This window comes from Flavobacterium sp. GW823-FHT04A11, assembly GCF_058796535.1.
This window is the reverse complement of sequence record NZ_CM179503.1, coordinates 4,890,823-4,916,686: the sequence shown is the minus strand read 5'-3', so window position 1 is coordinate 4,916,686 and position 25,864 is coordinate 4,890,823. Positions and strand designations below refer to the sequence as shown.

Below are 25,864 nucleotides of genomic sequence, written 5' to 3'. Positions count from 1 at the left end.
GGAATAATCATTAAACTTCGGAACGTTTCCATACATGTGAACCGGATTTAAATCCGGCCCTACAAAATGAATCGAGCCGATGGCTCTTTAATTTTGGATTAAATTCCGTAGGAATGGTTTATATTGTAGGGCCGGATTTTAATCCGGTTTAAACATATCGAATTCGACAAATACAAAAATAAAAAAATCCTTCAGCGAAGGATTTTTTTATTTTTAAACATTTTTATTATTTACTCAATCTATGTAAAGTAAAAGTCATAGCGCTTAAAAGGAAAAATGCCATAATTTGGTGAATCAATCCTAAAGCCAACGGAACGCTGTATAGTAATGTAAAAACACCTAATAAAAACTGAATGAAAACAAAAACAACTAATGTTTTGATTCCGTTATTTTGTGTTCTGTTAAGCGAAAATTTAGTGCTTTTGTAATATAAAAACAGAATAAAAGCGACAACAACATACGCAAAAGTTCTATGTACAAACTGAACACCGCTTTTTCCTTCAATTAAATTTTTAACTAAAGTAGATTGTTCGATAAAAACGGAATCATGTATAAATTGTCCGTCACTCATTAAAGGCCAGTGATTGTGGATTAATCCGGCATTTAATCCGGCCACAAAACCACCATAAATAATTTGAATTAATAACGCGACTAAAGCAAAACGCGCAATATTGCGAAGCGGAATTACTTTTGTAATTGTCCTTTCCGGATAAATTAAATCCAACGCAACCCATAAAGTATAAGCAAAAGTGATAAAGGCAAAAGTTAAGTGCAGTGAAAGTCTGAAATGGCTAACATCCGGATTGTCAATTAATCCGCTGCGAACCATAAACCAACCTAAAAAGCCCTGGAAAGCGCCCATTGCTAAAAGAACGATACATTTTTTAATGGTTTCACGATCCAGTTTTTTTCTGATTAAGAAATACACAAAAGGAACAAAGAAAACCAATCCGATAATTCGACCGATGAAACGGTGAAACCATTCCCAGAAATAGATGAATTTATAATCAGCTAATTGAAAATCATTGTGAATATTGATTTTTTGATATTCAGGAAATTTCTTGTATTGCTCGAAAGCTTCATTCCATTTTGCATCCGTCAAAGGCGGAAAAGTATCGGTTACCAAATGCCAGTCTGTCATTGATAAACCTGAATTTGTCAAACGGGTAATACCGCCAACAACCACCATTAAAAACAATAAAACACAACCCGATAGTAACCAAATGATTACTGATTTATTCTTTTTTTTCATTTTATAGTACTTATTCTTATACTTTTTTTAAACCTAATTTTTCAGCTCTTTTAATAATAAAATCATAAGCAGCCTGATATTCATTCGGAATATCGCCTTCCAGAATAGCTTCTTTTACAGCTTCTTTCAAAACTCCAATCTCGCGACCAGGTTTCAAATCGAACATTTCCATAATTTGTTCGCCGGAAATTGGCGGTTGAAAATTACGAACATGATCGCGTTCTTCTACTTCAACAATTTTCTTGCGAACGATATCAAAATTCTTGTGATATTTTTTAAATTTTGCCGGGTTCTTAGTTGTAATATCAGCTTCGCACAAAGTCATTAAATCCTCGACATCTTCACCCGCATCAAAAACCAAACGGCGAACGGCGCTGTCTGTCACAATATCTTGTGCCAAAACAATTGGACGTGAACTCATAATCACCATTTTTTGCACAAATTTCATTTTGTGATTCAATGGCATGTGTAAACGCTCGAATATTTTCTTGGCCATTTTTCCACCCAGAAATTCATGACCGTGAAAAGTCCATCCTTGTTTTTTATTGAAACGTTTTGTTGGCGCTTTTCCAATATCATGCAATAAAGCTGACCAGCGCAACCATACATCATCTGTATTTGGGCAAATATTATCGACAACTTCAAGAGTGTGATAAAAATTGTTTTTATGTGTATGACCTTCAATTTCTTCCACCTGATTCAAAGCTGTTAATTCAGGAAGAATAATATCTAAAAGTCCGGTTTGGTATAAAAGTAAAAAACCGATTGAAGGTTTATCTGTCGAAAGAATTTTGTTTAATTCATCAACAATTCGTTCGCCTGAAATAATTTTAATTCTTTCTGCGTTTTTAGTAATTGCATCAAGAGAATTTTTCTCGATTTCGAAACCCAGCTGATTCGCAAAACGAATCGCACGCAGCATTCGCAAAGGATCATCAGAATAGGTAATACTCGGATCTAAAGGCGTTTTGATTGTTTTATTTTCCAAATCTGCCAATCCGTTAAAAGGATCTGAAAGATCTCCGAATGTTTTTTCGTTTAACGATAAAGCCAAAGCATTAATGGTGAAATCACGACGATTTTGATCATCTTCTAGCGTTCCGTTTTCTACGATAGGATTTCTGCTGTCAAAATTATAGGATTCTTTTCGGGCGCCAACAAATTCAATATCAGTATCTTCAAAACGAAGCATTGCTGTTCCGTAAGTTTTAAAAACCTGAACTTTTGGTTTTTTTGGAAGCAATTCAGATACTTTCAAAGCCAATTCAATTCCGCTGCCAACGGCAACAACATCAATGTCTTTATTAGAACCTCGGTTTAAAAGCAAATCCCGAACAAATCCGCCAATAACATAACTGTCAACGTTTAGTTCCTGAGATGCTTTCGAAATTATTTCGAAGATTTTATGTTGTAAAGCTGTTTTATAGTTTGTTTGTATAGCCACGAATTCAGTAATTTTTATAAAATAATACGTTTGTGTTCAAGTGAGGAAGAATTAAAGTTTGCTAAAATTGCTAAATGTGTTTTCGAAACTTTAAGATAATTTAGACATTGTGAAATGTGCTTTGGGTGTAAAAAATCACTTGATTTTATTTCAAGTATAATTTTATCAAACAAAACAAAATCAGCATAAAATTTGTGATTCAGTATAATGTCTTTATAATTTACCAAATATTCTTTTTCTCTTTCAAATGGAATATTGGCTTTTTTAAATTCATATTCTAAAGCGTCTTTATATACGATTTCAGAAAAACCTCCACCTAAATTTCTATGAACATCAAATAAAATTCCCATTATTTGATAACTTTCCAGTTGATATAATATTTTTGTCATAGTCTAAATTTTCCGCCACGAATTCACGAATTTTTTTAATTAATTTTTAAAAAGTTAATTCGTGATTCGTGGCTATATTTAGAATACAACTTTCAATTTTATATTGAATGTTATTTGGAATTTTATAGCTGCAAATTTACAACATAGAAAATGCCTTTTACAATCTATCGTTTACTTTTTTGAACAAATTCATATTTTCAGGTATCAAATTTTATTAAAACAAAAAACTTCACGCTAAATTTCACGAATCATAATCAATATAAAATAAGAAATTCGTGAATTCGTGGCGAAAAAAATATCTTCAGGTTGATTTATAGCATTATCAAACAAATCAATTGCAATAATATTTTTTTAGAAATTCAATTTGTATTTTTGAGTTCTATAAAAACGCACAAATGAAAATTGTTATATCGCCGGCAAAATCTTTGAATTTCGAAAAAGAATTACCAACTTCTAAATATACAGAACCAGCTTTTTTAAAAGAAGCGCGTCAGGTTCATAAAGTTTTAAAACCTAAAAAACCTGCTGAATTATCGGAACTAATGTCGATTTCAGAAAAATTATCAGACTTAAACTGGGAAAGAAACCAGAAATGGAAAACTCCTTTTTCTCCGGAAAATGCCCGTCCGGCAGTTTATACTTTTGACGGAGATGTTTATACCGGTTTGGATGCTTATACAATTCCGCTAGAGAAATTAGATGCTTTACAAGATAAATTAAGAATATTATCAGGACTTTACGGTATTTTGAAACCACTTGATTTAATGCAGGCTTATCGTTTGGAAATGGGAACAAAATTGCCTGTTGGCGAATACAAAAACCTGCACGAATTTTGGAAACCAACCGTTACAAAAACTTTAAATAAAGAATTAAAGAAAGGGGAATTGTTTGTGAATTTAGCGAGTAACGAATATTTCTCAGCTGTTGATGTCAAGGCTTTGAAAGTTCCTGTAATCACTCCGGATTTTAAAGATTATAAAGATGGAAAACTAAAAATGATCAGTTTCTTTGCAAAAAAGGCGAGAGGGATGATGGTGCGTTATATCATCGATACAAATGCAGAAACGATTGACGATTTAAAAGGTTTCAATTATGACGGATATGGTTTTGATGCCAATCTTTCAAAAGGAAATCATTTAGTTTTTACAAGATGATTTTTGAGGAACAAAGATTCAAAGTAACGAAGGTTCAAAGTTTGTAAAGAGTCGTAGACTCGGTTTATATTGTAGGGAGGGATTTCAATCCCTTCAAATAAGAGAATATTGTCGGTAGGGATTTTAATCCCTTCAAATTAGAGAAATATTATAGGCAGAGATTTATTTTAATCGCGCATATAATCAATAGATAATTTCAAAATTCACAAATAAAAAAGCCGGGTTAAATTATTAGCCCGGCTTTTTCGTATTATAAATTATAAATCAATTATTATTAATGCATTGCATCAGCAGGATTAATCTTGTTTTTGCCTTTTTTAATAAAAAGGATAATTGGTATACAACATAAGAACATAATTCCTAAGTACATGAAAATATCCATATATGACATTACTGTACTTTGTTTCATAACTGCAAAATCTAATGCCTGATACGCTTTTTTAAGCGCAACATCGGCACTGTAACCTTTAGCCATAAATGCTCTTTGCATTCCGGCAATACGTTGTTGTACATCGTATTTTGCAGGATCTAAATTGTTCAATAAATTTACTCTGTGTTCCTGGCTAAATCGGGTAATAAAAGTGGTGATAATCGCAATACCAAATGAACCTCCTAATTGACGCATCATTCCGGTAAAAGCCGCTCCTTCACCAATTTGTTTTCCTTTTAAAGTAGAAAGTGAAAGTGTTGTAATAGGCACGAAAAGCAATCCTAAACCAATTCCTCTTAATATCAAAGGCCAATACATATGCTCAACACCGGTATCAGGCGTCATACGAGTCTGCATCATAAAGGTAAAGAAGAAGAAAACTAAAAATCCAACTCCCACCATATATCCTTGCGGAACACCTTTTTGAATCATATTACCCACAAATGGCATCATGATCGCTGTTGTAATCGAACCGGGAATCAATAACATTCCGGCATCAGTTGCTGTCCATCCTAAAATAGACTGCGTATAAATCGGGATAATTAAAGTCGAACCGTATAATCCGAAACCAAGAATAAAACACATAACTGTTCCAATTCTTAAATTTCCATCTTTTAAAACACTCAAATTTACAATTGGATGTTTGTATGTTAGCTCTCTCCAGATAAATAATATCAATCCAAGAACAGTAACAACACTTAAAGTCACGATTAATGAATCGTTGAACCAGTCGTCTTGTTGTCCGTGTTCTAATACGAATTGTAAAGATCCAATAAAAGAAGCTAACAATATAATTCCCCACCAGTCAACCTGATTTGCTTTTAATTTTTCTCCATATTTTGGACTTCTTACGAAAGTAAGCGCCAAAATTGTAGCAATAATACCCAAAGGAATATTAATGTAAAAAATATAAGGCCAGGAATAATTATCTACTAAATAACCTCCCAAAGGCGGACCTAAAGTGGGACCAACAATAACCCCCATTCCATAAATTGCTTGCGCCATTCCTCGTTTTGCAACCGGATAACTTTCTGTAATAATAGTTTGGGCTGTTACAAGTAATGCTCCACCGCCCATACCTTGTACGAACCTAAAAGCAACCAATTCCCAAATATTACTGGCATTACCACACAAAAAGGAGCAGACTGTAAATATGATGATAGAAGCCACAAAATAATTACGTCTTCCAAATTGCTGCGATAGCCAGCTCGTCATCGGTATTACAATAACATTCGCAATTGCGTATGCTGTAATTACCCACGCCACATCTGTCAAAGTAGCACCAAGGCTGCCTCGCATGTCTGTTAGCGCTACGTTTACAATGGTCGTATCAACGATTTCAAGCAAGGCACAAAGTACTGCTGTAATCGTGATTATGACACGTCTGTAACCGTATTCTACTAAATCGTCGTCTGCTTGTACTGCTGCTGCCATATTTTATTTTAAATGTACGTCTACGTCAACATTCATTCCCGGACGTAATAATTTTACTTTTTCTGGATCATTTGATTCATCTAAACTAATTTTTACCGGTAATCTTTGAATTGTTTTTACGAAGTTACCTGTCGCGTTATCAGGAGGTAATAATGAAAAACGAGATCCTGTAGCCGGAGAAAATGAAGTTAAAGTACCTTTGAATTCATAGTTAGGATAAGCATCAACTTTTAAACTTACTTTTTGACCCACAACCATTTTGTTTAATTGTGTTTCTTTAAAGTTTGCTACAACCCACGCTTCGTTATTGTTAATGATATAAAATAAAGACTGTCCCGGTTGAACCAATTGTCCAGGCTGAATATCAACTTTAGAAACCTGTCCATCAATTGCTGCTGTAACAACGGTATAGCTAAGATTTAATTTTGCAACATCAAGCATTGTTCTTGCTTTTTTGATGTTTGCAGAAGCAACTTCAGTTTGTTTATCAGAAACTTTTGATTTCGATTGAATAACAGATTTTTGGAAAGAACTTGCTCTTTGTTGTTGTTCTAAAACTCTAACTTGATTTTCAGCCTCATCTTTTGCAGTTTGAGCCTGTTCAAATTGTTGTTTTGTAATCGTATGCGTTTTATACAAATTATTGTAACGATTGAAATCATTTGTAAGCTGTCTCAATCTAATTTTTGCACTTTCGATAGAACCACCTGCAGATCTCATTTGAGCATCAGAAACTGAGATACTTGCATAAGCACTTCCAATATCAGCTTTTGCAGCTTCGTATTGACCTTCAGCACCTAATAAAGCAGCATTTGCTTCATCAATCTTCAATTGGTAATCTCTTTTATCGATAGTAAATAAAGTATCTCCTTTTTTTACAAAATCATTATCTTTTACATACACTTTGCTGATATATCCTGATACTCTCGGGATAATTGGATTCATTTTTTTCTCGATTTGAGCATCATCTGTTTCCTCGTGAGCTAATGAGTGCATGTATTTTGTTATTCCGTAAGTTCCGCCCACTAAAACCAAAACGGTTAGTATAATGATGAATTTAGTATTTGTTTTTTTCTTTTCCATGAGAGCTATCGATTATATTTTAGAAAGATTGAATGATTGTGATAATTGTCCTGATACTGAAAGTAATTCGTAATATTTTTGAATAATTGTTGCTTTTGAAACAGCGGTATTGATTTTGGCACTTAATTGCTCAACATCAGCTTCAACTAAATCATTGGTGTCAGATAAACCGTTATCAAATTTATCTTTTACCAGTCTGTAGTTTTCTGCAGCTTGTTGAAGTGCTTCATCATAAACAACACTTTGATTAATAGCTAAGTCATAATCTTCAATAGATTTTTGAACCTCAACTTTAATGCGGTCTGTCATAATTGCTTCCGTATTTTTTACCTCAAGTGCTCTGCTTTCAGCTTCTTTTACATGTGCACTGTTTTTCAGAATTCCTGATAAATCATAAGATAAACCTAAACCAAAATTCATAGCATATTTTACAGTTACAATATCTTTAAGATCTAATGCAGTATAACCGCCAAGCAATGAAATTGTTGGGTAATATCCGGCTTTTGCTATTTTAACATTTGCCTCAGAAGCTTTTTGCTGCAAGCGAATAGCCTCTAAATCTTTTCTGTTCTCAAGAGCCAAAGCATCAGATGTTGGTGCGTTGGTTGTTTTTAAGCTGAAAAAATCATCTTCATTAACCTGAATTTTTACTGATGGATCTAATTTAAGTAATGTCGTTAAATAAAAATTAATGTTATTGATATTATTATTAGCTTCATCAATAGATAATTGTGTTTTTGAAACTAATAACTGTGCTTTCAATAAGTCATTTCTTGGAATAATTCCGTTTTTCTCTAATTCTGTGAAATCAGTAACACGTTGTTTCGCGCTTTTTTGATTCTCATTTAAGACATCCAATGTTTTTTGTGCTTTGTATAAAGCAGTGTAATAAGTGATTACCCTTAAAGCAACATCTTCTTTTGTTTTAAGAGCAGTAACTGTTTCCGCTTCGTATAAACTTTCGTAAGCGTCAATACTACTCTGGATCTTAAATCCTGCAAAAAGTGGTAAACTTAAATTTGCCATTCCAATCATTGCACGATCCGGAGAAGCTAAAGAAGCACTTTCTTCCTGATTTGGCATCTCAATCGAAGCTTTAGTCAAGCGCTGATATTGTCCTGAGATTTTTAAATCTGGATATTGGTTGTTTTTAACCGTTTGCAATTCGTATTTTTTTGAGTTTACCTTAGTGTTGGCAAGCGTAACTTCGTTACTTTTTTCCCAAGCCATTTTAACGGCTTCGTCTAAGGTTAAACTTGTTTTTTCTTGTGCTTCTATTGATGAAATTCCGATAAAGAAAATACCAAAGAGCATTAATTGATTAATTTTCATAAACAAGTAGAGCTTTTATAGTTTGTTGAATGTGCTTTGTAAGACTGTTTTTAATGTAATCGTTGTATAACGTTTCTGTGTTTAAATTAAGAAGTTCCTCAAAAAAAGGTTTATTCATATGAAAGTGAAAAAAAGTTCCGATGATAGTAGGTGTAATGAGCGGAATGATAACATCTTTTCTAAAAACACCTTTTGCCTGACCCTGAGTAATAATGCTTTCAACAGATTTTAAGTTTCCTTTTTTTAATTCTGTAAAAGCGATCATACTTTTTTCTCTTTTTTGAGAATTAAGTTCAAAATGTAAAACTCTGAAAATCCCTTTGTTACAACTAATTCTGGTAATGTAAATTTCAACTAGTTTATTTACTTTTTCAAGAGGTTCAATATTTTCCTGTAATAAGTTTTCAAGCTGCAATTTTAAATCAGAAGTTTTATAAAGAATTAAAGCTTCCAGTAATCTTTCTTTTGAACCAAAATAATACGAAACCATGGCAATATTTATTTTGGCATGTTTAGAGATATCCCGTATTGATGTACCCTCAAATCCTTTATCCGAAAAAAGCTTTTCAGCCACTTCCAGAATCTGAATTTTTTTATCGTTTAATTCGATGTTTGACATGGTATTGTTTCTAATCGGGTACAAAATTAAACAAGTGTTTAAATTAAACGCTTGTTTAATTTTTGTTTAACAAAATATTAACAGAAAACGGTGTAGTATTTTTGAGTAAAAAAAAAGCTGAATTAATATCCTAAGATTTTAATTCAGCTATAGTACTTTGTCGAAATGAAAAACTATGTGATATTTTTTAATAAAAAATAAATTACCTAATCTCCCCAACAAATTCGTTAATTTTTCCAGAACCACTTTCACTCAAATGTTTAATAAAAGCACTTCCAATAATTGCGCCTTTAGCAAATTTTGTCGCCTGATTAAAAGTTTCTTTATTTGAAATTCCGAAACCAATAATCTGTGGATTTTTCAAATTCATGTTTGCGATTCTTTCGAAATAATCTTCCTGAACGTTTCCAAAACCAGATTGAGATCCTGTAACGCTTGCAGAACTTACCATATAAATAAATCCGTTTGAAACGCTGTCGATAAAACGAATACGCTCGTCAGAAGTTTGTGGGGTAATCAGAAACACGTTAATTAATCCGTATTTTTCAAAAATAGCTTTGTATTCATCTGCGTAAACGTCAACCGGTAAATCCGGAATAATTAATCCGTCGATACCAATTTCAGCGCATTTTTTGCAGAATTCTTCCACTCCGTATTGTAACATCGGATTAAAATATCCCATAATAATCAACGGAATTTTTACGCTTTCGCGGATGTTTTTCAGCTGATCAAAAAGAATTTGAGTTGTCATTCCGTTATGAAGCGCCGTCGTAGAACTTGCCTGAATCGTTGGTCCGTCTGCCAAAGGATCACTAAATGGTAAACCAATTTCGATTAAATCAACACCGTTTTTTTCTAAATCCTGAATAATCTGAACCGTATCATTTAAATTAGGATATCCTGCAGAAAAATAAATAGAAAGTATCTTTTTATCTTCTTGTAATTTTTGAGTTATTCTGTTCATTTCTTTCATGTTTTTCTCCTGCAAGGTTTCCAAAACCTTGTAGGTATTTATTATGTTATTTTTTTACCGCAGCTACTAATGGTTCAAATTATTTCACGCAGATTTAAATTGATTTAAGCAGATTTACACAGATTATCTAATTAAATGTGCGGAAAAAAATCTTTTTAATCTGTGCAATATGTGGCATATTTTTAAATTTTGACAACTTTACTTGTCCAATTATCATTTTGATTTTCGACTAATAATAATCCCGAATCAGAATCATTCATTTGCCCCACAAGTTCTCCTTTATTATTCCAAAAGGCGCTTTTTCCGCCAGAAGGATAACCCCAGGATTCTCCACTGAAATTAGACATCAAAACATTCATTTTGTGTTTTTGAGCATAACTCTGTAAATCTCTGTAAGCATTCGGAATTCCGTTTGGCGAAAAGAAAATACTGGCAATATAAATTTCCGTTTCTCTTTTAAATGCATTTTCCGGATGCAGCGGATTATCAATATCGGCACAAATAGCAAAAGATATCTTTTTGTCTTCAATCGTAATCATCGGATTATAATCAAAAGAAGATTGAAAAAATGCATCTTCACCTTCATGCAAAAACTGCTTCGTATAAATTGAAATTGAGTTATCCGGAGAAATCACAAATTCACCTATAAATAATTCCGATTCAATTTGAATGGGAGCGCCGGCAATAATTATAATGTTATTTTCGACAGCCAATTTCTTCAAATGATCCAATCTTGAATCGTCTTTTTTGAAAGCCAGTTTTTGAGCATCTTCTCTTTCATAACCTGTAATCGACAATTCAGGAAATGCAATTAATTGCGCTTCATTTTGCACCGCCAATTCTATAAGGCGATAATGATCTGATATATTAGCTTCAATATTTCCTCTTGATGGTTTAGTTTGTGCCGCGGCTAGAATCATCTCTATTTTTTATTAATTTTCTATGTAAATCCAGGCAACTATTCCGGAATTCAATTTCACCTGAACTCTTTTATATGCATTCGATTCGAAGATGTCTACTTTGGCTAATTCTGCCTCAGTAATATTGAAAACCACACCATGAATAATGTCAGAATGAATTTCGCTTGGTACCGCCACAACATAATCTGCCATTCCAAATTCTTCTTCTATCTGTAGACTTTTCAGTTTATAGCTCAAAAGCTGATCTGCGGTTCCGGTTAATAATCTATTAAAAACCTGCATTTGAATTTGTTTTGACCGTAATGTTCCGTAGGAAAATAATTGTTCCATAGTTTTATTTTTCTCGTTATTTGATGCGTTAGGAATTGTGAACGCCCAAATTACGATTTTTATTACAATTTAAAATAATCAATATAATTGTCTAAATCTTTATCGCCACGTCCAGAAAGGCTTATAACCACAATGTCTGTAGGTTTAAATTTCTTCTGATCTAAAACTGCAAATGCATGCGCGCTCTCAATCGCCGGAATAATTCCTTCTAATTTCGTAAGCTGTAAACCTGCATTCATGGCATCATCATCGGTTACGGAGAAAAATTCTCCACGGCCTGTTTGTGCCAAATGTGCGTGCATTGGTCCAACTCCCGGATAATCCAATCCTGCCGAAATAGAATACGGTTCTGTAATTTGCCCGTCAGAAGTTTGCATTAAAAGGGTTTTACAACCGTGAATAACGCCCACTTTTCCTAATTTGCTCGTTGCTGCACTATGACCGCTATCAACACCTTTTCCCGCTGCTTCAACTGCAATAATTCCAACTTCGGGCTCGTGTAAAAAGTGATAATATGTTCCTGCAGCATTACTTCCACCACCAATACAAGCGACCACATAATCAGGATTTTCTCGTCCTTCTTTTTCTTTTAACTGCCATTTTATTTCTTCAGAAATTACACTTTGAAAACGTGTCACCATATCCGGATAAGGATGTGGTCCAATTGCTGATCCAATGATATAATGTGTGTCAACCGGATTGTTAATCCAGTCACGAATTGCTTCGTTTGTAGCATCTTTTAAAGTTCTCGAACCTGAAAGTGCCGGACGAACCTCAGCGCCTAACATTTTCATACGAGCCACGTTTGGTGCCTGGCGCGCAATGTCAATTTCGCCCATATATACGATACATTCCATTCCCATTAAAGCACAAACTGTTGCAGTAGCAACGCCATGCTGACCTGCGCCGGTTTCAGCAATAATTCTTTTTTTGCCCAAACGTTTTGCAACCAGAATTTGTCCAATTGTATTGTTGACTTTATGCGCTCCGGTATGGTTTAGATCTTCTCTTTTCAGATAAACTTTTGTATTGTATTTTTCAGATAAACGATTCGCAAAATAAAGCGGACTCGGACGTCCAACGTAATCTTTTAGCAACTGATCGAATTCAGCCTTAAAGTCTGGTTCGCTTGTTATTTTTAAATAATTCTGGCGTAATTCTTCTACATTTGGATATAACATTTCCGGAATGTAAGCTCCTCCAAATTCTCCGTAATATCCTTTTTCGTTAACGTTAAAATTCATTTTATTCCAATTTTAAAAGTTGGCAACATCAAATTTTCGTTTGAAATTGCTAAATAGATTTTTGTTTTTTAAGCCTGGTTCGATTTCAAATTTACTATTTATATCGACGGCATAAATAGGAAGATTGGTTTTTGAAATCTCTTCGATCGCTTTTAATTCGTTGATTCCAATTCCGCCACTCAAAAAGAATGGTTTCTTTGAATTGTATTTTTTTAATATCGTCCAGTCAAAAGTGGTTCCGTTTCCGCCGGGTAATTTTCCTTTTGTATCAAACATAAAATAATCGCAAACAGCTTCGAATGGTTTTATAATTTCGAAATCAAAACTTTCATCAGCAGAAAATACTTTGATGATTTCGATTTTCTTTGGCAATTGTTTTTTTAGTTCTGATAAAAATTCAACCGATTCATTTCCGTGTAACTGAACGGCTTGTAAATTGTATTTTGTTACTTTATCCAGAATTTCTTCCTGACTTTGATTGACAAAAACACCGACTTTTTTGATTGTTTTGATAAGTTCCGGAATTGTTCCGTTAAAATATCTCGCGGATTTCTCCCAGAAAATAAATCCCATATAATCGGGTAGGAGTGCGCCTACTTCGAGAATGTTTTCAGGATATTTCATACCGCATATTTTGAGTTTCATTGTTGTTTTGTTTTTTGCCACGAAGGCGCTAAGACACAAAGTTTTTTTATTTTTTGCCACAACGGCAAAAAGATGCTAAATTTTTTCGCCACGAATTCACGAATTAATTATAAAAAAAAATTCGTGAATTCGTGGCTATTTTTAAATATTCAAATTATTTATAAATTCAGTTGCTGCTTTTCCTGCGTTGTCGGTTTTCATGAAGTTTTCTCCAATTAAGAAACCGCTGTAACCATAAGGTCTTAATTCTGAAATGGCTTCAATAGACGAGATTCCGCTTTCAGAAACTTTTACAAAATCATTTGGAATTTGAGATGCCAATTCTTTACTGAAATCCAGACTTACTTCAAACGTTTTTAGGTTTCTGTTATTTACACCAATCATGTCTAAACTTGGCATAATCGATTTTTCCAGTTCTTCTTGGTTGTGAACTTCCAATAAAACTTCTAAACCTAATTTTTTAGCAAATTCAGATAAAGATTTAATTTCTTCACGTGTTAAAACCGCTGCAATCAGTAAAATCAAATCGGCTCCAAAAGCTTTGGCTTCCAGAATTTGATATTCATCAACGATAAATTCTTTTCGCAATAGCGGAATATTGACACTCGCTCTTGCCAGAAGTAAATCGTCCAGAGAACCCCCAAAATATTTCCCATCCGTTAAAACCGAAATTCCGCAAGCTCCGGCATTTTCGTAACCTTTTACTACTTCTTCAACCGTAAAACTGTGATTGATTACTGATTTTGAAGGTGAACGACGTTTGTGTTCTGCAATAATTCCGGTTGAACTTGTTCTAAGTTTTTGACTTAAAGAAATTGTTTCTCTTCCAAAAAATACAGAACTCTCCAATTGTGAAACCGGAATGATCGATTTTTTAAGAACGACTTCTCGTTGTTTATCAAATATTATTTTATCTAAAATATTCATGATCTTTTTTGTTTCAGGTTTCAGGTTTCAAGTTTCAGGTTACGTTCCAATAACTTGAAACCTGAAACAAAGAAAACTTGAAACTATTTTTATCTGCTAAGTTCTTGTAATGTCTGTAATGCTTTTAATCCTTTTCCAGAGAATAGGCTTTCTTTTGCTAATTCAAATCCTTCGAGTGGCGAACATTTTGTAACCGTTGCAATTGCCATTGCGGCGTTTGCTAAAACTACATTGTTCTGTGCTTCGGTGCCTTTTCCTGAAATGATATTGATAAACATATCAGCCGATTCTTCGATGGTTTTTCCACCTTCTATTTCAGTTTGAGACAAAAGTCTAACTCCAAAATCTGATGGATTTAACATTCCCTCCATATGCGATGTGATCGTTTTGGTTGGACCTGTTAAAGAAATTTCATCATATCCGTCAAGCGAATGTAAAATGGTGAAATTGATATCAGTATTTTGATATAAATAAGCGTACATTCTGGCTAATTCAAGATTGAAAACACCAACTAATTGATTTTGTGGAAACGACGGATTTACCATTGGTCCCAACATATTAAAGAAGGTTTTTACGGCTAATTCTTTACGAATTGGTCCCACATTTTTCATTGCCGGGTGAAATAGGGGAGCATGCAAAACGCAAATTCCGGCTTTGTCGATACATTTTTCTAAAAAAGAATTATCATTACTGAATTTGATTCCCATTTTTTCCATTACGTTGCTCGATCCTGAAATCGATGAAACACCGTAATTTCCGTGTTTTGCTACTTTAATTCCGGCTCCGGCAGAAATAAAGGATGCCAAAGTTGAAATGTTGAAAGTGTCTTTTCCGTCACCACCCGTTCCACATAAATCGATTGTATTATATGCAGATAAATCAACGCGAACGCATAATTCTAATAAAGCTTCGCGAAATCCCGAAAGCTCGTCAATCGTAATGCTTCGCATCATAAATACGGTCAAAAATGCCGAAATCTGACTTGGATTATAACTTCCGCTTGAGATATTAATCAACACATCTTTTGCTTCTTGTTTAGAAAGCACTTCGTGGTTGATCAATTTGTTTAATATAGTTTTCATTTTTTTAATTCCTAAAGTTAAATCCTACTTTTTAAATGGATTTGTTTTATTTTTTAATGAATTTTCCTGAGTCAATAATTGAATTCCCATTCATAACCACATATAGATAAACGCCTTTGTTGAAATGGCTTGATACTTTCCAGAAATACCAAGATTTAGATTCATCTAATTTAATCTGATCAATATTTTTACCATTTATATCGAAGAATTTGATAGAGTCGAATGTGTAATTTTGATTTGTTTCAAAAGATAAAAAATCATCTGTTGGATTTGGATAAACTTTTATTTTAGCCAATTTGGTATTTGTAAATTCTCCGGTAGATAAATTTCCCTCTAACTCTTTTGCTCCAATATCTGCAAGGGTGCCATTAGATATATTTATTGATGGACTACCTGCATTTACTGCGGGCGAATTGCTTTTTAAAATGCAAAAAGTGTTTTCTGTCGGGATAAGAGATTCAAATTCGGGATTAACAAAAATATTATAATACGCATCTGATGGCGTATTATTTTTATTTTGAGTAATTATTGGCCCAACACCTACAGGTAATACATTCCCGGTTCCCGCTGTATTGTTGCTAAATAAATTATACGAAACAGACTGTGGTTTATTGGTACTTCTGGAATATATTGCATAATTTGAGTTATAAGCAACGATATTAGAATTAATAACCGGGTTTGTTATTTTATAAGCTTCATTGTCATACAAACTAATACCATCTCTATTAAATATAATTGTGTTATTTATAATGTTTGGTTTACTGTATGAAACATATATTCCAGAATCATTGTTGTAGATAATGTTACGTTCCAGAGTGTAATCAACATTCATTAATTGTACTCCATAATATAAGCAATCGTGGATAATGTTATTTTTGAATACTGACGAAGTTGCTGCCTGATATATATTTAAACCAATTATAGAAAGATTAAATATCTCATTGTTTTCAACAATAATCTTTTCTGTCGTATCAATTGATAATCCGTATGCACAATTATATATTTTATTGTTTGTAATAGTCAAATTGGCTGAGTTTCGAATACTTATTGCACTTTGTTCTGAATTTCTAATAATACTGTTAGAAATATCCAGATTTCCTACAACATGCAAGATTCCTATATTATCATCATTTTTAATTTTGCCATATTCAATGATGCAATAATCTAGTTTTGACGTTCCATAAATAGCAATCTGATTCCAATCTTTTTTGGTGGGTGACGAACTGTTTGATGTAAACTTGATATAATTATTTGCTGAGCCATTTGCTAAAAGTGTTCCATTTACAATCAAGGAGTAATAGCCATCAAATTTTATTTCTACACCTTCTTCAATTGTTAAAGTTTGACCTGCAGGTACCACAATATTGCCAGTAACGCGATAAGTATTTCCTTTTGTCCATGTACCATTTACATTTCCATTCACCAAAACCAGTTTATTAGATGATAAGGTAACATCGTCTAACTTAAGAGTTCCATTGATGAAAATATTTAATAACTCATAAGCCAGATATCCATTCTTTTGATACTTTATATTATAAACTCCATTAGCAACATTGGCAGAATAACTTCCATTAGTTTGCGATGTAACTTCTGCAAGAACCGCACTTGGTGATACTGGTGTAAAAGTAATGGTACAGTTTTCTGAATTTACGGTATTGTCTAAAAACACATTTCCCGTTACGTCTGCAGCAAATGTGTAAGTGGAGATTAGAATGAATAATATTAGTAATTTTCTTTTCATTTTTAATTTTTTATATGTTAGTTAAGTTTACTTTAGAATTTCACAAGGATTAATTCATTTTATTGTTTTTATTAATCCTTGTGAGAATGATATTTTCTTCAAATTTAGTTATAAACTAACTCTTAATCCAGTTCTCTAAAATCAATTTTCCTTTTGGCGTTAAAACACTTTCCGGGTGAAACTGAACGCCTCTTACATCAAAAGTTTTGTGTCTTAGAGACATAATTTGTCCGTTTTCGTCGATTGAGGTTGCCTCTAAAACATCAGGTAAATTCGCGTCAACAACCCATGAATGATAGCGTCCCACTTCGAATTCGTTTCCTAAACCTTCGAACAGAATTTCGTCTGAAACTACTGTTTTTACATTTGTTGCAACGCCGTGATATACTTTGTCAAGATTCGAAAGTGTTCCGCCAAAAACTTCCCCAATCGCTTGTTGTCCTAAACAAACGCCAAGAATACTTTTTGTTGGCGCATATTTCTGAATTACAGCTTTTAACAAACCCGCTTCATCCGGAATTCCAGGTCCCGGAGAAAGTAAAATTTTATCAAAAGTTGCGATTTCGTCAATTTCAAACTCGTCGTTTCTGTAAACGGTTACTTCGCAGTTTAAATCTTCCAGATAGTGTACTAAATTATAAGTGAAACTATCGTAATTGTCTATAACTAATATTTTTTTCATGTCTTTTATTTTTGTTTGCTTCGCCAATTCGGTTAAAGCCTCGTGTCAGGTTTTCTTTGTTTCAGGTTTCAAGTTCTGAGACTGGAAACTGTGACTGAAAACTGATTACTTTTTTATTTCTCTCGAACGTATTTTTCAGTGATAATGCGGTCGATTCCTAATTTTTCTACTTTTTCTATTCCTTTTTGGGTTAAAGTGTCGTTTTTGATTTTTACAACAAATTCAAATTTGCCATTTTCCCATTGACGATTATTAAAATATTCCAGATTCTCGGTATAGATACTATCCTTCAAAGTATATTTTCCACCTCCGCTAAAAAATACTGCATTTGTTGAATCTTTACCATTATTCAAATCATGATTGAAAAAAGCAAAATGAGTATCATTTATAATTTTAATCATTTTTGTTTTTGGATTAAAAGTTGAAAACGTAGAATCTTTTTCTGTAGTTTGTGCTGATATCAGACGCCAGGTTCCTTTAATCGGATTCTCTTTTTTTTCAGAATTACAAGCTGTAATGCTAATGATTAAAAATAAAATTGAAATTGCTTTTTTCATGATTTTTGTGGTTTTTATTTTATTTACCAATCTTTGTCCAAACGGTTGAAACCGTTCGCTATGTTTATATTTGTTTTCAAATATGGTTTGAACCTTGTGCGAACCGTAATACTAAGACTGAATACTAAATTTTCTCCGCCATTTCCAGCGCTGTATTCAATGCTCTTAATTTATTATAGACTTCTTGCATTTCGCTTTCTTCATCTGAACTGGCTACAATTCCCGCTCCGGCCTGACAATGCAATTGGTGGTTTTTGCTCAGGAAAGTTCGAATCATAATGGCGTGATTAAAGTTTCCATTAAAATCCATGAAACCAATTGCGCCGCCGTAAAAATTACGATTTGTTTTTTCGTAATCTTCAATCAATTGCATCGCTCTGTGTTTTGGAGCGCCACTTAAAGTTCCTGCCGGAAAAGTGTCGGCAACAACCTGCATAGTCGTTGCTTTTTCATGTAAATGTCCCGTAACTTTTGAAACCAGGTGAATTACGTGCGAGAAAAACTGAACTTCTCTGTACTTTTCTACGTTCACATCATGTCCGTTTCGGCTTAAATCATTTCTCGCCAAATCAACTAACATTACGTGTTCACTGTTTTCTTTTTTATCTTCAGAAAGTTCTTTGGCTAAAAGTGCGTCGCGTTCGTCGTTTCCGGTTCTTTTGAAAGTTCCGGCGATTGGGTGAATTTCGGCTTTTCTGTTTTTTACGATAATTTGTGCTTCGGGCGAAGACCCAAAAATTTTGAAATCTCCATAATCAAAAAAGAACAAATACGGAGATGGATTTATACTTCTTAAAGCTCTGTAAACATTGAATTCGTCCCCTTTAAAACCTTGTGTAAAACGACGTGAAAGCACTAATTGAAAAACGTCGCCCCTAAAACAATGCTTCTTAGCCAAAGCCACATTGTGTTTGAATTCATCATCGGTCAAGTTAGAGAAACCTTCGCCTTCTTTGGTGAATTTATAAGAAGCAATATTTCTGGATTGTAATAATTGTTCGATTTCTGAAATGTTATTTCTTCCGTCAACGCTGTGGCAGAAAATATAAGCTTCATTTTTAAAGTGATTTATCGCAATAATATTTTGGTAAACCGCATAAAACACATCCGGAATCAAAGTTGCCGTATCTTTTTTGGCAATTGAAACTTTTTCGAAATAACGAACGGCATCATAAGAAATGTATCCAAATAAACCATTATTAATGAATTTAAAATCGTTTTTTTCTGATTGAAACTGACTCGAAAATTTCTGAATTACTTCTGGAATATTGGTCGAAGCATCGATCGAAATTTGTTCTGTTGTTCCGTCAGGAAAAGTTTTAGAGATAATTTCGTTTTCAATTTTAATCGTAGCAATCGGATTACAGCAGATGTAGGAGAAACTGTTGTCATTTCCATGATAATCACTACTTTCCAGTAATAAACTATTCGGGAATTTATCTCTGATTTTAAAATAAATACTTACCGGCGTAATGGTGTCTGCCAGAATTTGTTTGTAATGTGTGTTGAGTATAAAAGGTTTCAAAGTATGTTGTTTTTTAATTTTAATATTTACTTGAGTTTTGACCAAAAAAAAAAGGCTTGTCGTGATGACAAGCCTTTTATATTTATAGTTTTACAATACCATAGGAAGCTTCGTTCACGACGTTTGACGTAAATTCTTCCACCACCAATTATTGTTCATTATTGTTTTCATAAATTCAAAAGATTATTTTTTATCTCTTTTTGATGTCACAAATATATAAATGTAATTTGGATTAGAATACATAAAAGTTCAAAAAAAACTTTTCAATATTTATAATTTTGTTATATTTTGAAAGCTAAGATACTTTAAATCCTTAATTTCCAATCGCAATTGAGTTATTTTGGTTCACTCTAAAATCAGGACTTCCTTTGATATTTGGCGTTGTAAATAAGTCATTATTTCTGATTTTAGTAAAATTTATAGAATATTCAGGCTTACTGTAATAAGTTTTAATTTCAGCATCGTTGCCTGAAGATTCACTTGTAATTTCGCCATTGCAGTTATTTACTATTATGTTTTTAAAGTTAATTTTCGATAAATTGACACTTCCGCTTCCAACATTGCTTTCTAAAATAACAAAAGGTGAAAACCCGGATACAAGACTGTTTGACAAGGTAAAAAAAGTATTTTCTCTAATATGAATAGATTCTCTGACCAATCCCTGACTGTTTTCTTCAAGATTAACAAGCGTAATGTTATTGGCAGTTATTCTGGTCAGCTTATTAATATCAGTATTTTCAGTTTTATCGTATGAGTCGACTTCAAAACATCTTGAACCTGAAATATCTGACGAGTAAGGATGACGAATTGCAATACTATTGCTGATATTAATTTGAGCTCCTTGTGTAAAATCAAAATCATCATCAGTTGTTCTGTATGAAACTAAGTTATTCAGATCAAAATTTCCACCATAACATTCGAACGAATCATCGTTAGAATAACTAATTTGAATAAAATTTAAAACTGTTTTTTTGCCAACACCAGCCAGCGAAAGTCCGTTGAGTTCTTTCAAAGCGCTCAGTTTTCTTCCGGAATATTCAATTCTAACATATTTTAAAATTCCCGAATTGTCATCAACATCCTGACCTCCATAATGATTTAATAACGGATCAAGATCAAAAGGTAAAGTATGTAATCCGCCTAAACTGTTTATCGGAGCTTTTCCCATAATTACTATTCCGCCCCAGTCACCTGGTTTTCTGTCTGCAACCTCTTTATTCGAAGTAAAAACAATAGGATCTGTTTCTAAGCCTTCGGCCATTATTTTACAACCATTTGTTATTACGAGAGTTCCACAGCTTTTATCATCTCCGCGAATTACAGTTCCGGGTTCGATGGTTAAAACGGCATTATTTGTTACATACACAGTACCAACTAATTGGTACGTATTTCGTTTGTATAATTTGGTGTCTTTGTCAATTGTTCCGGCAATAATATTACTGGCTTCACTATATTCTGTATTTGCAGGTTTAAAATTAGTCCAGTTGTTCATCCAGTTTGTGGTGCCAATAATTCCTCTCTGTTGTTGCTGTGCGTGAAGAAAAAAAGTGCTTAGAATACTTAGAAGTGCAATACTGATTTTTGTTTTCATAACTATGATTTTGATTTCAAGTTTTTGATTTTTTTTATTACTTCAAAATTAGAAGCCGTATGTTAATCAAAACATCACGCGTTGTTACGAAAGGGTTATTTTAGTGTTAAGAACGTTATTATTATGAAAAGTATAAAAAAGAAACCCCAAAAGCCTAAACTTTTGGGGTTTTCTAAATTTTGAATTAGTAAGTTTAAAATATTAGAATTTTAAAGCTACAGTCAATTCGAAATCGTCATTGATAGTTTTGTCTCCTAAGTTTTCGAAGAAGTTACCAGAGTTGTATTTGATATCATATTTAGTTCTGTCAACTTTGAATGCAGTTGTAGCAGTGTTTCCAGCTACAGTGATGTCAAAAGTTACAGGTTTAGTGATTCCTTTAATAGTTAAATCAGCAGTTACAGTATAAACATCAGTTGCTTTAGCTCCGATAGTTTTGAAAACTAATTTTGCAGTTGGATATTTGTCAGTTCCAAAGAAATCATCAGCTTTTAAGTGACCATTCAATTTTCCTTGGTATTCTCCAGTTAAATCTGTAGAAGTTAAAGAAGTCATATCAACAGTGAAAGAACCCCCAGTTAATTTTTTTCCTTTAAATACTAAAGCTCCGTCTTTAAAGTTTACAGTTCCAGAGTGCTCTCCAGTTACTTTTTTACCTACCCATTTGATAGTACTTGCTTTTACGTCGATTTTTTTTGTTTGAGCATTTACTGAAATACTAGCCGCTGCTACGAATAATGCTATTGCAATTGTTTTTAAATTTTTCATGTTGTTAAAATTGATTTTGGATTAATAATAATTATATAGTGATAAATAATTCTTCGTGAGATTTTCTAACTTTTTTGTGATGTTGAGCATCGTCTTCATTATGTCTGTAACCTACAGTTGCAATTACAGAAGCGTTTAAACCAAGTTTGTCAAAACCTAAGATTCTGTTGAATTCAGCAGCATTAAAACCTTCCATAGGCGTTGCATCGATTTTCAATTCAGACGCAGCACTTAATAATGTTCCTAAAGCAATATAAGTTTGTTTTGCTGTCCAGATATTTTTAGCATCCTGAGATAAATTTGAAATTACATTATTCATCATGTCTGCAAATCCGCCTAAAGCCTCAACAGGAACACCTCTTGTTTCGCTAATGTTTTTGATATAAGCACCTACAGATTCTGCTCCGGTATTTAAATCATTTGCAAAAATAAACAATTGAGAAGCGTCTGTAATTTGAGTTTGTCCGTAAGCAGCAGCTTTTAGTTGCTCTCTAATTTCCGGATTTTCTACGATAACAACTTTATAAGGTTGTAATCCGTATGAAGAAGCACTTAATCTAACCGCTTCTTTTAAAGTATTTAAATCTTCTGCCGATACTTTTTTAGTTGCATCAAATTTTTTGGTAGCGTATCTCCAGTTTAAATTTTCTAATAATGTACTCATAAATATTAATTTTCTTGGGTTCGGTATTTTTCTAATAATTTATTTAATAATTCTAATTCTTCAGGGCTTATATTCTCTGCAAACATACGTTCGTGTTCATCTACTTTTGGATCTAGTTCTTTTAAAACGTCCAATCCTTTTTGCGTAATCAAAACCTCTATTTTGCGTCGATTTCCTTCGCAGACATTTCTGGTAACAAAATCCTTCAGCAATAATTTGTCCACTAATCGGGTTGTATTACTGGTTTTCGCCAGCATACGTTCCTGAATGACACACATATTAGCAGGTTTGCCTTTTTGTCCTCTTAATATACGCAACACATTATATTGCTCTCCGGATAAATCATACGGTTTTATCAACTCGTTAAAATGATCCTGAATCACGTTCTGTGTGTACATGATATTCAGGATAACTTTTTTCGCATTATCCATCTTAACTGTACTTTTTATAACCTCTTCAATTGTCATAGTCGTAAGTGTATAATTTGTATATACAAATGTATAACTTTTAATAGTTGTATATACAAATGTCATGTTAATTTTTTGTTAATAATAATGACACGAATTATAACTTGACAAAGTCTATATAACTAGTGTAAAAATAATATAAAATTTTTGAATTAAAATATTGATTTTTAATATTTAATGATTGTTTAAAGGAAGTAGGAGGAGACCTTTACTAATAAAAAAAGCTTTATCGAAATTCAGCCAAAAGAAATCCTTTAGAAATTTCCCTAAAATTTGAAACCTCTTTAGTAATCCAGGCTTCATTATGTCCCAGTTCCTTAGCCAGTAATCTTGCTACTTTTTCTGAAGATTGAATTGCAGCTCTGGCATCTAAAAACAATAAACGAACACGTCTTGCTAAAATATCATCTATAGTTCTCGCCATTTCGTATCGAATAGCCCACACTATTTCTGCCATCGTAAACTCGTGATCAGGATGTAGCTTTTCTCTTAATTCAGGATTGTTTTGCTGCAATTCTATTATTTTTTGAATGTCAGATCCATAAATATACAGATGATTCTCTCTGTCTAAAGTAGTCGTAATTTTATTTCCATGAATGGAAAGATGCTCTGTAACACATTCTTTTTTAGGAAGCTTTCCTGTCTTAATCACTTTATTGATAATATCTTCGGCAATTTTTCTGTAAGTCGTCCATTTTCCACCTGTGATAGTAATCAAGCCCGTTTCCGAAACTATAATTTTATGACTTCTCGAAACTTCTTTAGTGTTTTTTCCTTCTTCCTCCGGAGCGGCCAAAGGTCTTAAACCTGCAAAAACTGATAAAACATCGGCTCTCGTTGGTTTTTTTGCCAAAAAATGCTGAGCCGTTTCCAGTACAAATGCAATTTCACTTTCTAAAGCAATAGGTTCCAAACTTTGTTTTCTGATCAAAGTATCAGTTGTTCCCACGACAATTCGGTTATGCCATGGCACCGCAAACAAAACTCGTCCATCGCTTGTTTTTGGAATCATCAAAGCGTGATCTCCGGGCAAAAAAGATTTATCAAAGACAAGATGAATTCCCTGACTCGGAACAATATATTTTTTATAAACAGTATCGTTTAGTTTCATTATAGCATTTGTAAAAACACCTGTCGCATTAATTATCGCAGATCCTTTTACATCGTATTTCTCGCCGGTTTCCTGATCTGAAACCTGAACACCAATAACCTGATTTTTATTATCCTTTAATAAGTTTACAACTTTAGAATAATTTAAAATACAAGCACCTTTTTCTATCGCCGTCTGCGCAAGGTTAATAGCCAGTCGCGAATCATCAAATTGACCATCGTGATAAATAACGCCGCTTACCAAACCATTTTCTTCAACGTTAGGCAGCATTTCGATTGTTTTTTTCTTCGAAATATATTTTGAACTACCAAGACTCAAACGTCCGGACAATAAATCATAAACCTTTAATCCGATCGTATAAAAATAACCGCCCCACCAATTGTAATTTGGAATTACAAACGATTGATTCTTGACCAAATGTCCTGCATTTTGCGCCATTAAACCTCTTTCTTTCAACGCTTCTTTAACCAAATGCAAATCTCCCTGTTCTAAATATCGTACACCGCCGTGAACTAATTTTGTACTTCTGCTCGAAGTTCCTTTTGCAAAATCTACCGCTTCAACCAAGACTGTTTTGTAGCCTCTGCTTGCCGCATCAAGTGCAGTTCCCAAACCGCTTGCTCCACCGCCAATTACAATAACATCCCACTTTTCAGTGTTTTTTAATCTTAATAACTGTTCTGAATGTTTCATATAATATGACTTGGATTTGTTTTACAGGCGTTTATTTTCAATAACAAACATAACGAAACAAAACGAAATTAGGTGATATAGTCTATAATCAAATTTTAAGAAACATAAATTTTAATAGCAGGGCGTGCCACCATGCCGATAAGAGGGCAAAAATACTTTGCGCATATACGCCCTCTTATCGGCATGCTGTCGGGCTATCCAGGCTACTTCGGTAGCTTCTTCCTATCCCTCACGCGAACTACACAAAACGAGAAACCCGACAGGTTTTTAAAACCTGTCGGGTTTGATGTTGTAACCGCATAGTAAAATCTTAATGAGGCAGTTTGTCTTTGATCAAGCCATAAACCCAGGTTCCAAAAATGGCGCTTATCAAAGTAACCACAATTACGGTAACTCCGGTTCCAATTTGAGCGAATAAAGGTCCGGGGCATGCTCCTGTAATTGCCCATCCAAAACCAAATAATAATCCGCCGTAAATTTGTCCTTTACTGAAAACTTTAGGCTGAATTTCGATTTTCTCGCCCTGAATAGTTTTGATATTGAATCTTTTAATAATCTGAACAGAAATTATCCCAACCACAACGGCGCTTCCAATTACGCCATACATAAAGAAAGATTGCAATTGAAACATTTCCTGAATACGAAACCAACTGATGATTTCTGCTTTAACGAATACAATTCCAAAGAAGATTCCAACAACTAAATATTTTAGGTTTGAAAATGCCGAATCTTTCAATTGACTTCCGTTGATTCCTTCTGTATTTGTATTTTTATTTTCTAAATTGTTCATTTTTGAAATTTTAAGTG

At 33.4% G+C, this 25,864-nt stretch carries 25 protein-coding genes; 1 reads left to right on the top strand and 24 read right to left on the bottom strand.

Annotated elements, in window-relative coordinates; genetic code table 11:
* Positions 1-226: 226 nt before the first annotated feature.
* The 3 genes from AC3QL1_RS20980 to AC3QL1_RS20970 are packed head-to-tail and all read right to left on the bottom strand — an operon-like array spanning position 227 to position 3,085.
* Positions 227-1,252, bottom strand: coding sequence for a COX15/CtaA family protein (locus AC3QL1_RS20980; RefSeq protein WP_492494074.1), 1,026 nt, complete (start codon positions 1,250-1,252; stop codon positions 227-229).
* Positions 1,253-1,268: 16 nt separating this feature from the next.
* Complete coding sequence (locus AC3QL1_RS20975; protein ID WP_492494073.1) at positions 1,269-2,696, bottom strand: CCA tRNA nucleotidyltransferase; 1,428 nt, start codon at positions 2,694-2,696, stop codon at positions 1,269-1,271.
* Positions 2,697-2,710: 14 nt separating this feature from the next.
* Positions 2,711-3,085, bottom strand: a complete 375-nt coding sequence (locus tag AC3QL1_RS20970; RefSeq protein WP_492494072.1) for a GxxExxY protein — start codon at positions 3,083-3,085, stop codon at positions 2,711-2,713.
* Between the two features lie 395 nt (positions 3,086-3,480).
* On the opposite strand from AC3QL1_RS20970, the gene yaaA reads away from it, so the two are divergent.
* Complete coding sequence (yaaA, locus tag AC3QL1_RS20965) at positions 3,481-4,239, top strand: peroxide stress protein YaaA (RefSeq protein WP_492494071.1); 759 nt, start codon at positions 3,481-3,483, stop codon at positions 4,237-4,239.
* A 274-nt stretch (positions 4,240-4,513) separates the two neighbouring features.
* Here the strand turns inward: yaaA and AC3QL1_RS20960 are convergent, their stop codons facing one another.
* The 21 genes from AC3QL1_RS20960 to AC3QL1_RS20860 all read right to left on the bottom strand — a co-directional run bounded on the left by AC3QL1_RS20960 (position 4,514) and on the right by AC3QL1_RS20860 (position 25,847).
* Positions 4,514-6,103 (bottom strand): MDR family MFS transporter, encoded by a 1,590-nt coding sequence (locus AC3QL1_RS20960; protein WP_492494070.1) that lies wholly within the window; start codon positions 6,101-6,103, stop codon positions 4,514-4,516.
* Positions 6,104-6,106: 3 nt separating this feature from the next.
* Positions 6,107-7,186 (bottom strand): HlyD family secretion protein, encoded by a 1,080-nt coding sequence (locus AC3QL1_RS20955; protein WP_492494069.1) that lies wholly within the window; start codon positions 7,184-7,186, stop codon positions 6,107-6,109.
* A 12-nt stretch (positions 7,187-7,198) separates the two neighbouring features.
* Positions 7,199-8,518: a TolC family protein gene (locus AC3QL1_RS20950; protein ID WP_492494068.1), complete on the bottom strand. Its 1,320-nt coding sequence runs from the start codon at positions 8,516-8,518 to the stop codon at positions 7,199-7,201.
* Positions 8,508-9,137 (bottom strand): TetR/AcrR family transcriptional regulator, encoded by a 630-nt coding sequence (locus tag AC3QL1_RS20945; RefSeq protein ID WP_492494067.1) that lies wholly within the window; start codon positions 9,135-9,137, stop codon positions 8,508-8,510. Before AC3QL1_RS20945 ends, AC3QL1_RS20950 begins: the two co-directional genes overlap by 11 nt.
* A 202-nt stretch (positions 9,138-9,339) precedes the next feature.
* Positions 9,340-10,101 carry a tryptophan synthase subunit alpha gene (trpA, locus tag AC3QL1_RS20940; RefSeq protein ID WP_492494066.1) on the bottom strand — a complete coding sequence of 254 codons (762 nt, stop codon included), beginning with the start codon at positions 10,099-10,101 and terminating at the stop codon, positions 9,340-9,342.
* Positions 10,102-10,292: 191 nt separating this feature from the next.
* Positions 10,293-11,030 (bottom strand): carbon-nitrogen hydrolase family protein, encoded by a 738-nt coding sequence (locus AC3QL1_RS20935; RefSeq protein ID WP_492494065.1) that lies wholly within the window; start codon positions 11,028-11,030, stop codon positions 10,293-10,295.
* A 12-nt stretch (positions 11,031-11,042) separates the two neighbouring features.
* Positions 11,043-11,360, bottom strand: coding sequence for a gamma-glutamylcyclotransferase family protein (locus AC3QL1_RS20930; protein ID WP_492494064.1), 318 nt, complete (start codon positions 11,358-11,360; stop codon positions 11,043-11,045).
* A 62-nt stretch (positions 11,361-11,422) separates the two neighbouring features.
* The gene (gene trpB / locus AC3QL1_RS20925) at positions 11,423-12,604 is read right to left on the bottom strand and encodes a tryptophan synthase subunit beta (protein WP_492494063.1); all 1,182 of its coding nucleotides are present in this window, start codon (positions 12,602-12,604) and stop codon (positions 11,423-11,425) included.
* 12 nt (positions 12,605-12,616) lie between these two features.
* Positions 12,617-13,249, bottom strand: coding sequence for a phosphoribosylanthranilate isomerase (locus AC3QL1_RS20920; RefSeq protein WP_492494062.1), 633 nt, complete (start codon positions 13,247-13,249; stop codon positions 12,617-12,619).
* Between the two features lie 141 nt (positions 13,250-13,390).
* Positions 13,391-14,176, bottom strand: coding sequence for an indole-3-glycerol phosphate synthase TrpC (gene trpC, locus AC3QL1_RS20915; RefSeq protein ID WP_492494061.1), 786 nt, complete (start codon positions 14,174-14,176; stop codon positions 13,391-13,393).
* An 89-nt stretch (positions 14,177-14,265) separates the two neighbouring features.
* The gene (trpD, locus tag AC3QL1_RS20910) at positions 14,266-15,258 is read right to left on the bottom strand and encodes an anthranilate phosphoribosyltransferase (RefSeq protein ID WP_492494060.1); all 993 of its coding nucleotides are present in this window, start codon (positions 15,256-15,258) and stop codon (positions 14,266-14,268) included.
* Positions 15,259-15,304: 46 nt separating this feature from the next.
* Positions 15,305-16,999 (bottom strand): right-handed parallel beta-helix repeat-containing protein, encoded by a 1,695-nt coding sequence (locus tag AC3QL1_RS20905; RefSeq protein WP_492494059.1) that lies wholly within the window; start codon positions 16,997-16,999, stop codon positions 15,305-15,307.
* Between the two features lie 115 nt (positions 17,000-17,114).
* A complete protein-coding gene (locus AC3QL1_RS20900) occupies positions 17,115-17,681 on the bottom strand; it encodes an anthranilate synthase component II (protein ID WP_492494058.1) in 567 nt (188 codons plus the stop codon).
* A gap of 113 nt (positions 17,682-17,794) precedes the next feature.
* Positions 17,795-18,238: a hypothetical protein gene (locus AC3QL1_RS20895; RefSeq protein WP_492494057.1), complete on the bottom strand. Its 444-nt coding sequence runs from the start codon at positions 18,236-18,238 to the stop codon at positions 17,795-17,797.
* A gap of 124 nt (positions 18,239-18,362) precedes the next feature.
* Positions 18,363-19,763 (bottom strand): anthranilate synthase component I family protein, encoded by a 1,401-nt coding sequence (locus AC3QL1_RS20890; protein ID WP_492494056.1) that lies wholly within the window; start codon positions 19,761-19,763, stop codon positions 18,363-18,365.
* A gap of 313 nt (positions 19,764-20,076) precedes the next feature.
* On the bottom strand, positions 20,077-21,354 hold the full coding sequence (locus AC3QL1_RS20885; protein ID WP_492494055.1) for a beta-helix domain-containing protein: 1,278 nt from the start codon (positions 21,352-21,354) through the stop codon (positions 20,077-20,079).
* Between the two features lie 201 nt (positions 21,355-21,555).
* A complete protein-coding gene (locus tag AC3QL1_RS20880; RefSeq protein WP_492494054.1) occupies positions 21,556-22,122 on the bottom strand; it encodes a YceI family protein in 567 nt (188 codons plus the stop codon).
* A 31-nt stretch (positions 22,123-22,153) separates the two neighbouring features.
* A complete protein-coding gene (locus tag AC3QL1_RS20875) occupies positions 22,154-22,786 on the bottom strand; it encodes an NAD(P)H-dependent oxidoreductase (protein ID WP_492494053.1) in 633 nt (210 codons plus the stop codon).
* Positions 22,787-22,791: 5 nt separating this feature from the next.
* Complete coding sequence (locus tag AC3QL1_RS20870; RefSeq protein ID WP_492497593.1) at positions 22,792-23,253, bottom strand: MarR family winged helix-turn-helix transcriptional regulator; 462 nt, start codon at positions 23,251-23,253, stop codon at positions 22,792-22,794.
* 226 nt (positions 23,254-23,479) lie between these two features.
* Entirely contained in the window at positions 23,480-25,057 is a 1,578-nt protein-coding gene (locus AC3QL1_RS20865) for a glycerol-3-phosphate dehydrogenase/oxidase (RefSeq protein WP_492494052.1), read from the bottom strand.
* Positions 25,058-25,367: 310 nt separating this feature from the next.
* Complete coding sequence (locus tag AC3QL1_RS20860) at positions 25,368-25,847, bottom strand: DUF6691 family protein (protein WP_492494051.1); 480 nt, start codon at positions 25,845-25,847, stop codon at positions 25,368-25,370.
* Positions 25,848-25,864 lie beyond the last annotated feature (17 nt).

Excerpts from the sequence above, each read along its gene's own strand:
- AC3QL1_RS20980 (WP_492494074.1), bottom strand. The coding sequence starts at position 1,252 with ATGAAAAAAAAGAATAAATCAGTAATCATTTGGTTACTATCGGGTTGT.
- AC3QL1_RS20970 (WP_492494072.1), bottom strand. The coding sequence starts at position 3,085 with ATGACAAAAATATTATATCAACTGGAAAGTTATCAAATAATGGGAATT.
- yaaA (WP_492494071.1), top strand. The coding sequence starts at position 3,481 with ATGAAAATTGTTATATCGCCGGCAAAATCTTTGAATTTCGAAAAAGAA.
- AC3QL1_RS20960 (WP_492494070.1), bottom strand. The coding sequence starts at position 6,103 with ATGGCAGCAGCAGTACAAGCAGACGACGATTTAGTAGAATACGGTTAC.
- AC3QL1_RS20955 (WP_492494069.1), bottom strand. The coding sequence starts at position 7,186 with ATGGAAAAGAAAAAAACAAATACTAAATTCATCATTATACTAACCGTT.
- AC3QL1_RS20950 (WP_492494068.1), bottom strand. The coding sequence starts at position 8,518 with ATGAAAATTAATCAATTAATGCTCTTTGGTATTTTCTTTATCGGAATT.
- AC3QL1_RS20945 (WP_492494067.1), bottom strand. The coding sequence starts at position 9,137 with ATGTCAAACATCGAATTAAACGATAAAAAAATTCAGATTCTGGAAGTG.
- trpA (WP_492494066.1), bottom strand. The coding sequence starts at position 10,101 with ATGAACAGAATAACTCAAAAATTACAAGAAGATAAAAAGATACTTTCT.
- AC3QL1_RS20935 (WP_492494065.1), bottom strand. The coding sequence starts at position 11,030 with ATGATTCTAGCCGCGGCACAAACTAAACCATCAAGAGGAAATATTGAA.
- AC3QL1_RS20930 (WP_492494064.1), bottom strand. The coding sequence starts at position 11,360 with ATGGAACAATTATTTTCCTACGGAACATTACGGTCAAAACAAATTCAA.
- trpB (WP_492494063.1), bottom strand. The coding sequence starts at position 12,604 with ATGAATTTTAACGTTAACGAAAAAGGATATTACGGAGAATTTGGAGGA.
- AC3QL1_RS20920 (WP_492494062.1), bottom strand. The coding sequence starts at position 13,249 with ATGAAACTCAAAATATGCGGTATGAAATATCCTGAAAACATTCTCGAA.
- trpC (WP_492494061.1), bottom strand. The coding sequence starts at position 14,176 with ATGAATATTTTAGATAAAATAATATTTGATAAACAACGAGAAGTCGTT.
- trpD (WP_492494060.1), bottom strand. The coding sequence starts at position 15,258 with ATGAAAACTATATTAAACAAATTGATCAACCACGAAGTGCTTTCTAAA.
- AC3QL1_RS20905 (WP_492494059.1), bottom strand. The coding sequence starts at position 16,999 with ATGAAAAGAAAATTACTAATATTATTCATTCTAATCTCCACTTACACA.
- AC3QL1_RS20900 (WP_492494058.1), bottom strand. The coding sequence starts at position 17,681 with ATGAAAAAAATATTAGTTATAGACAATTACGATAGTTTCACTTATAAT.
- AC3QL1_RS20895 (WP_492494057.1), bottom strand. The coding sequence starts at position 18,238 with ATGAAAAAAGCAATTTCAATTTTATTTTTAATCATTAGCATTACAGCT.
- AC3QL1_RS20885 (WP_492494055.1), bottom strand. The coding sequence starts at position 21,354 with ATGAAAACAAAAATCAGTATTGCACTTCTAAGTATTCTAAGCACTTTT.
- AC3QL1_RS20880 (WP_492494054.1), bottom strand. The coding sequence starts at position 22,122 with ATGAAAAATTTAAAAACAATTGCAATAGCATTATTCGTAGCAGCGGCT.
- AC3QL1_RS20875 (WP_492494053.1), bottom strand. The coding sequence starts at position 22,786 with ATGAGTACATTATTAGAAAATTTAAACTGGAGATACGCTACCAAAAAA.
- AC3QL1_RS20870 (WP_492497593.1), bottom strand. The coding sequence starts at position 23,253 with ATGACAATTGAAGAGGTTATAAAAAGTACAGTTAAGATGGATAATGCG.
- AC3QL1_RS20865 (WP_492494052.1), bottom strand. The coding sequence starts at position 25,057 with ATGAAACATTCAGAACAGTTATTAAGATTAAAAAACACTGAAAAGTGG.
- AC3QL1_RS20860 (WP_492494051.1), bottom strand. The coding sequence starts at position 25,847 with ATGAACAATTTAGAAAATAAAAATACAAATACAGAAGGAATCAACGGA.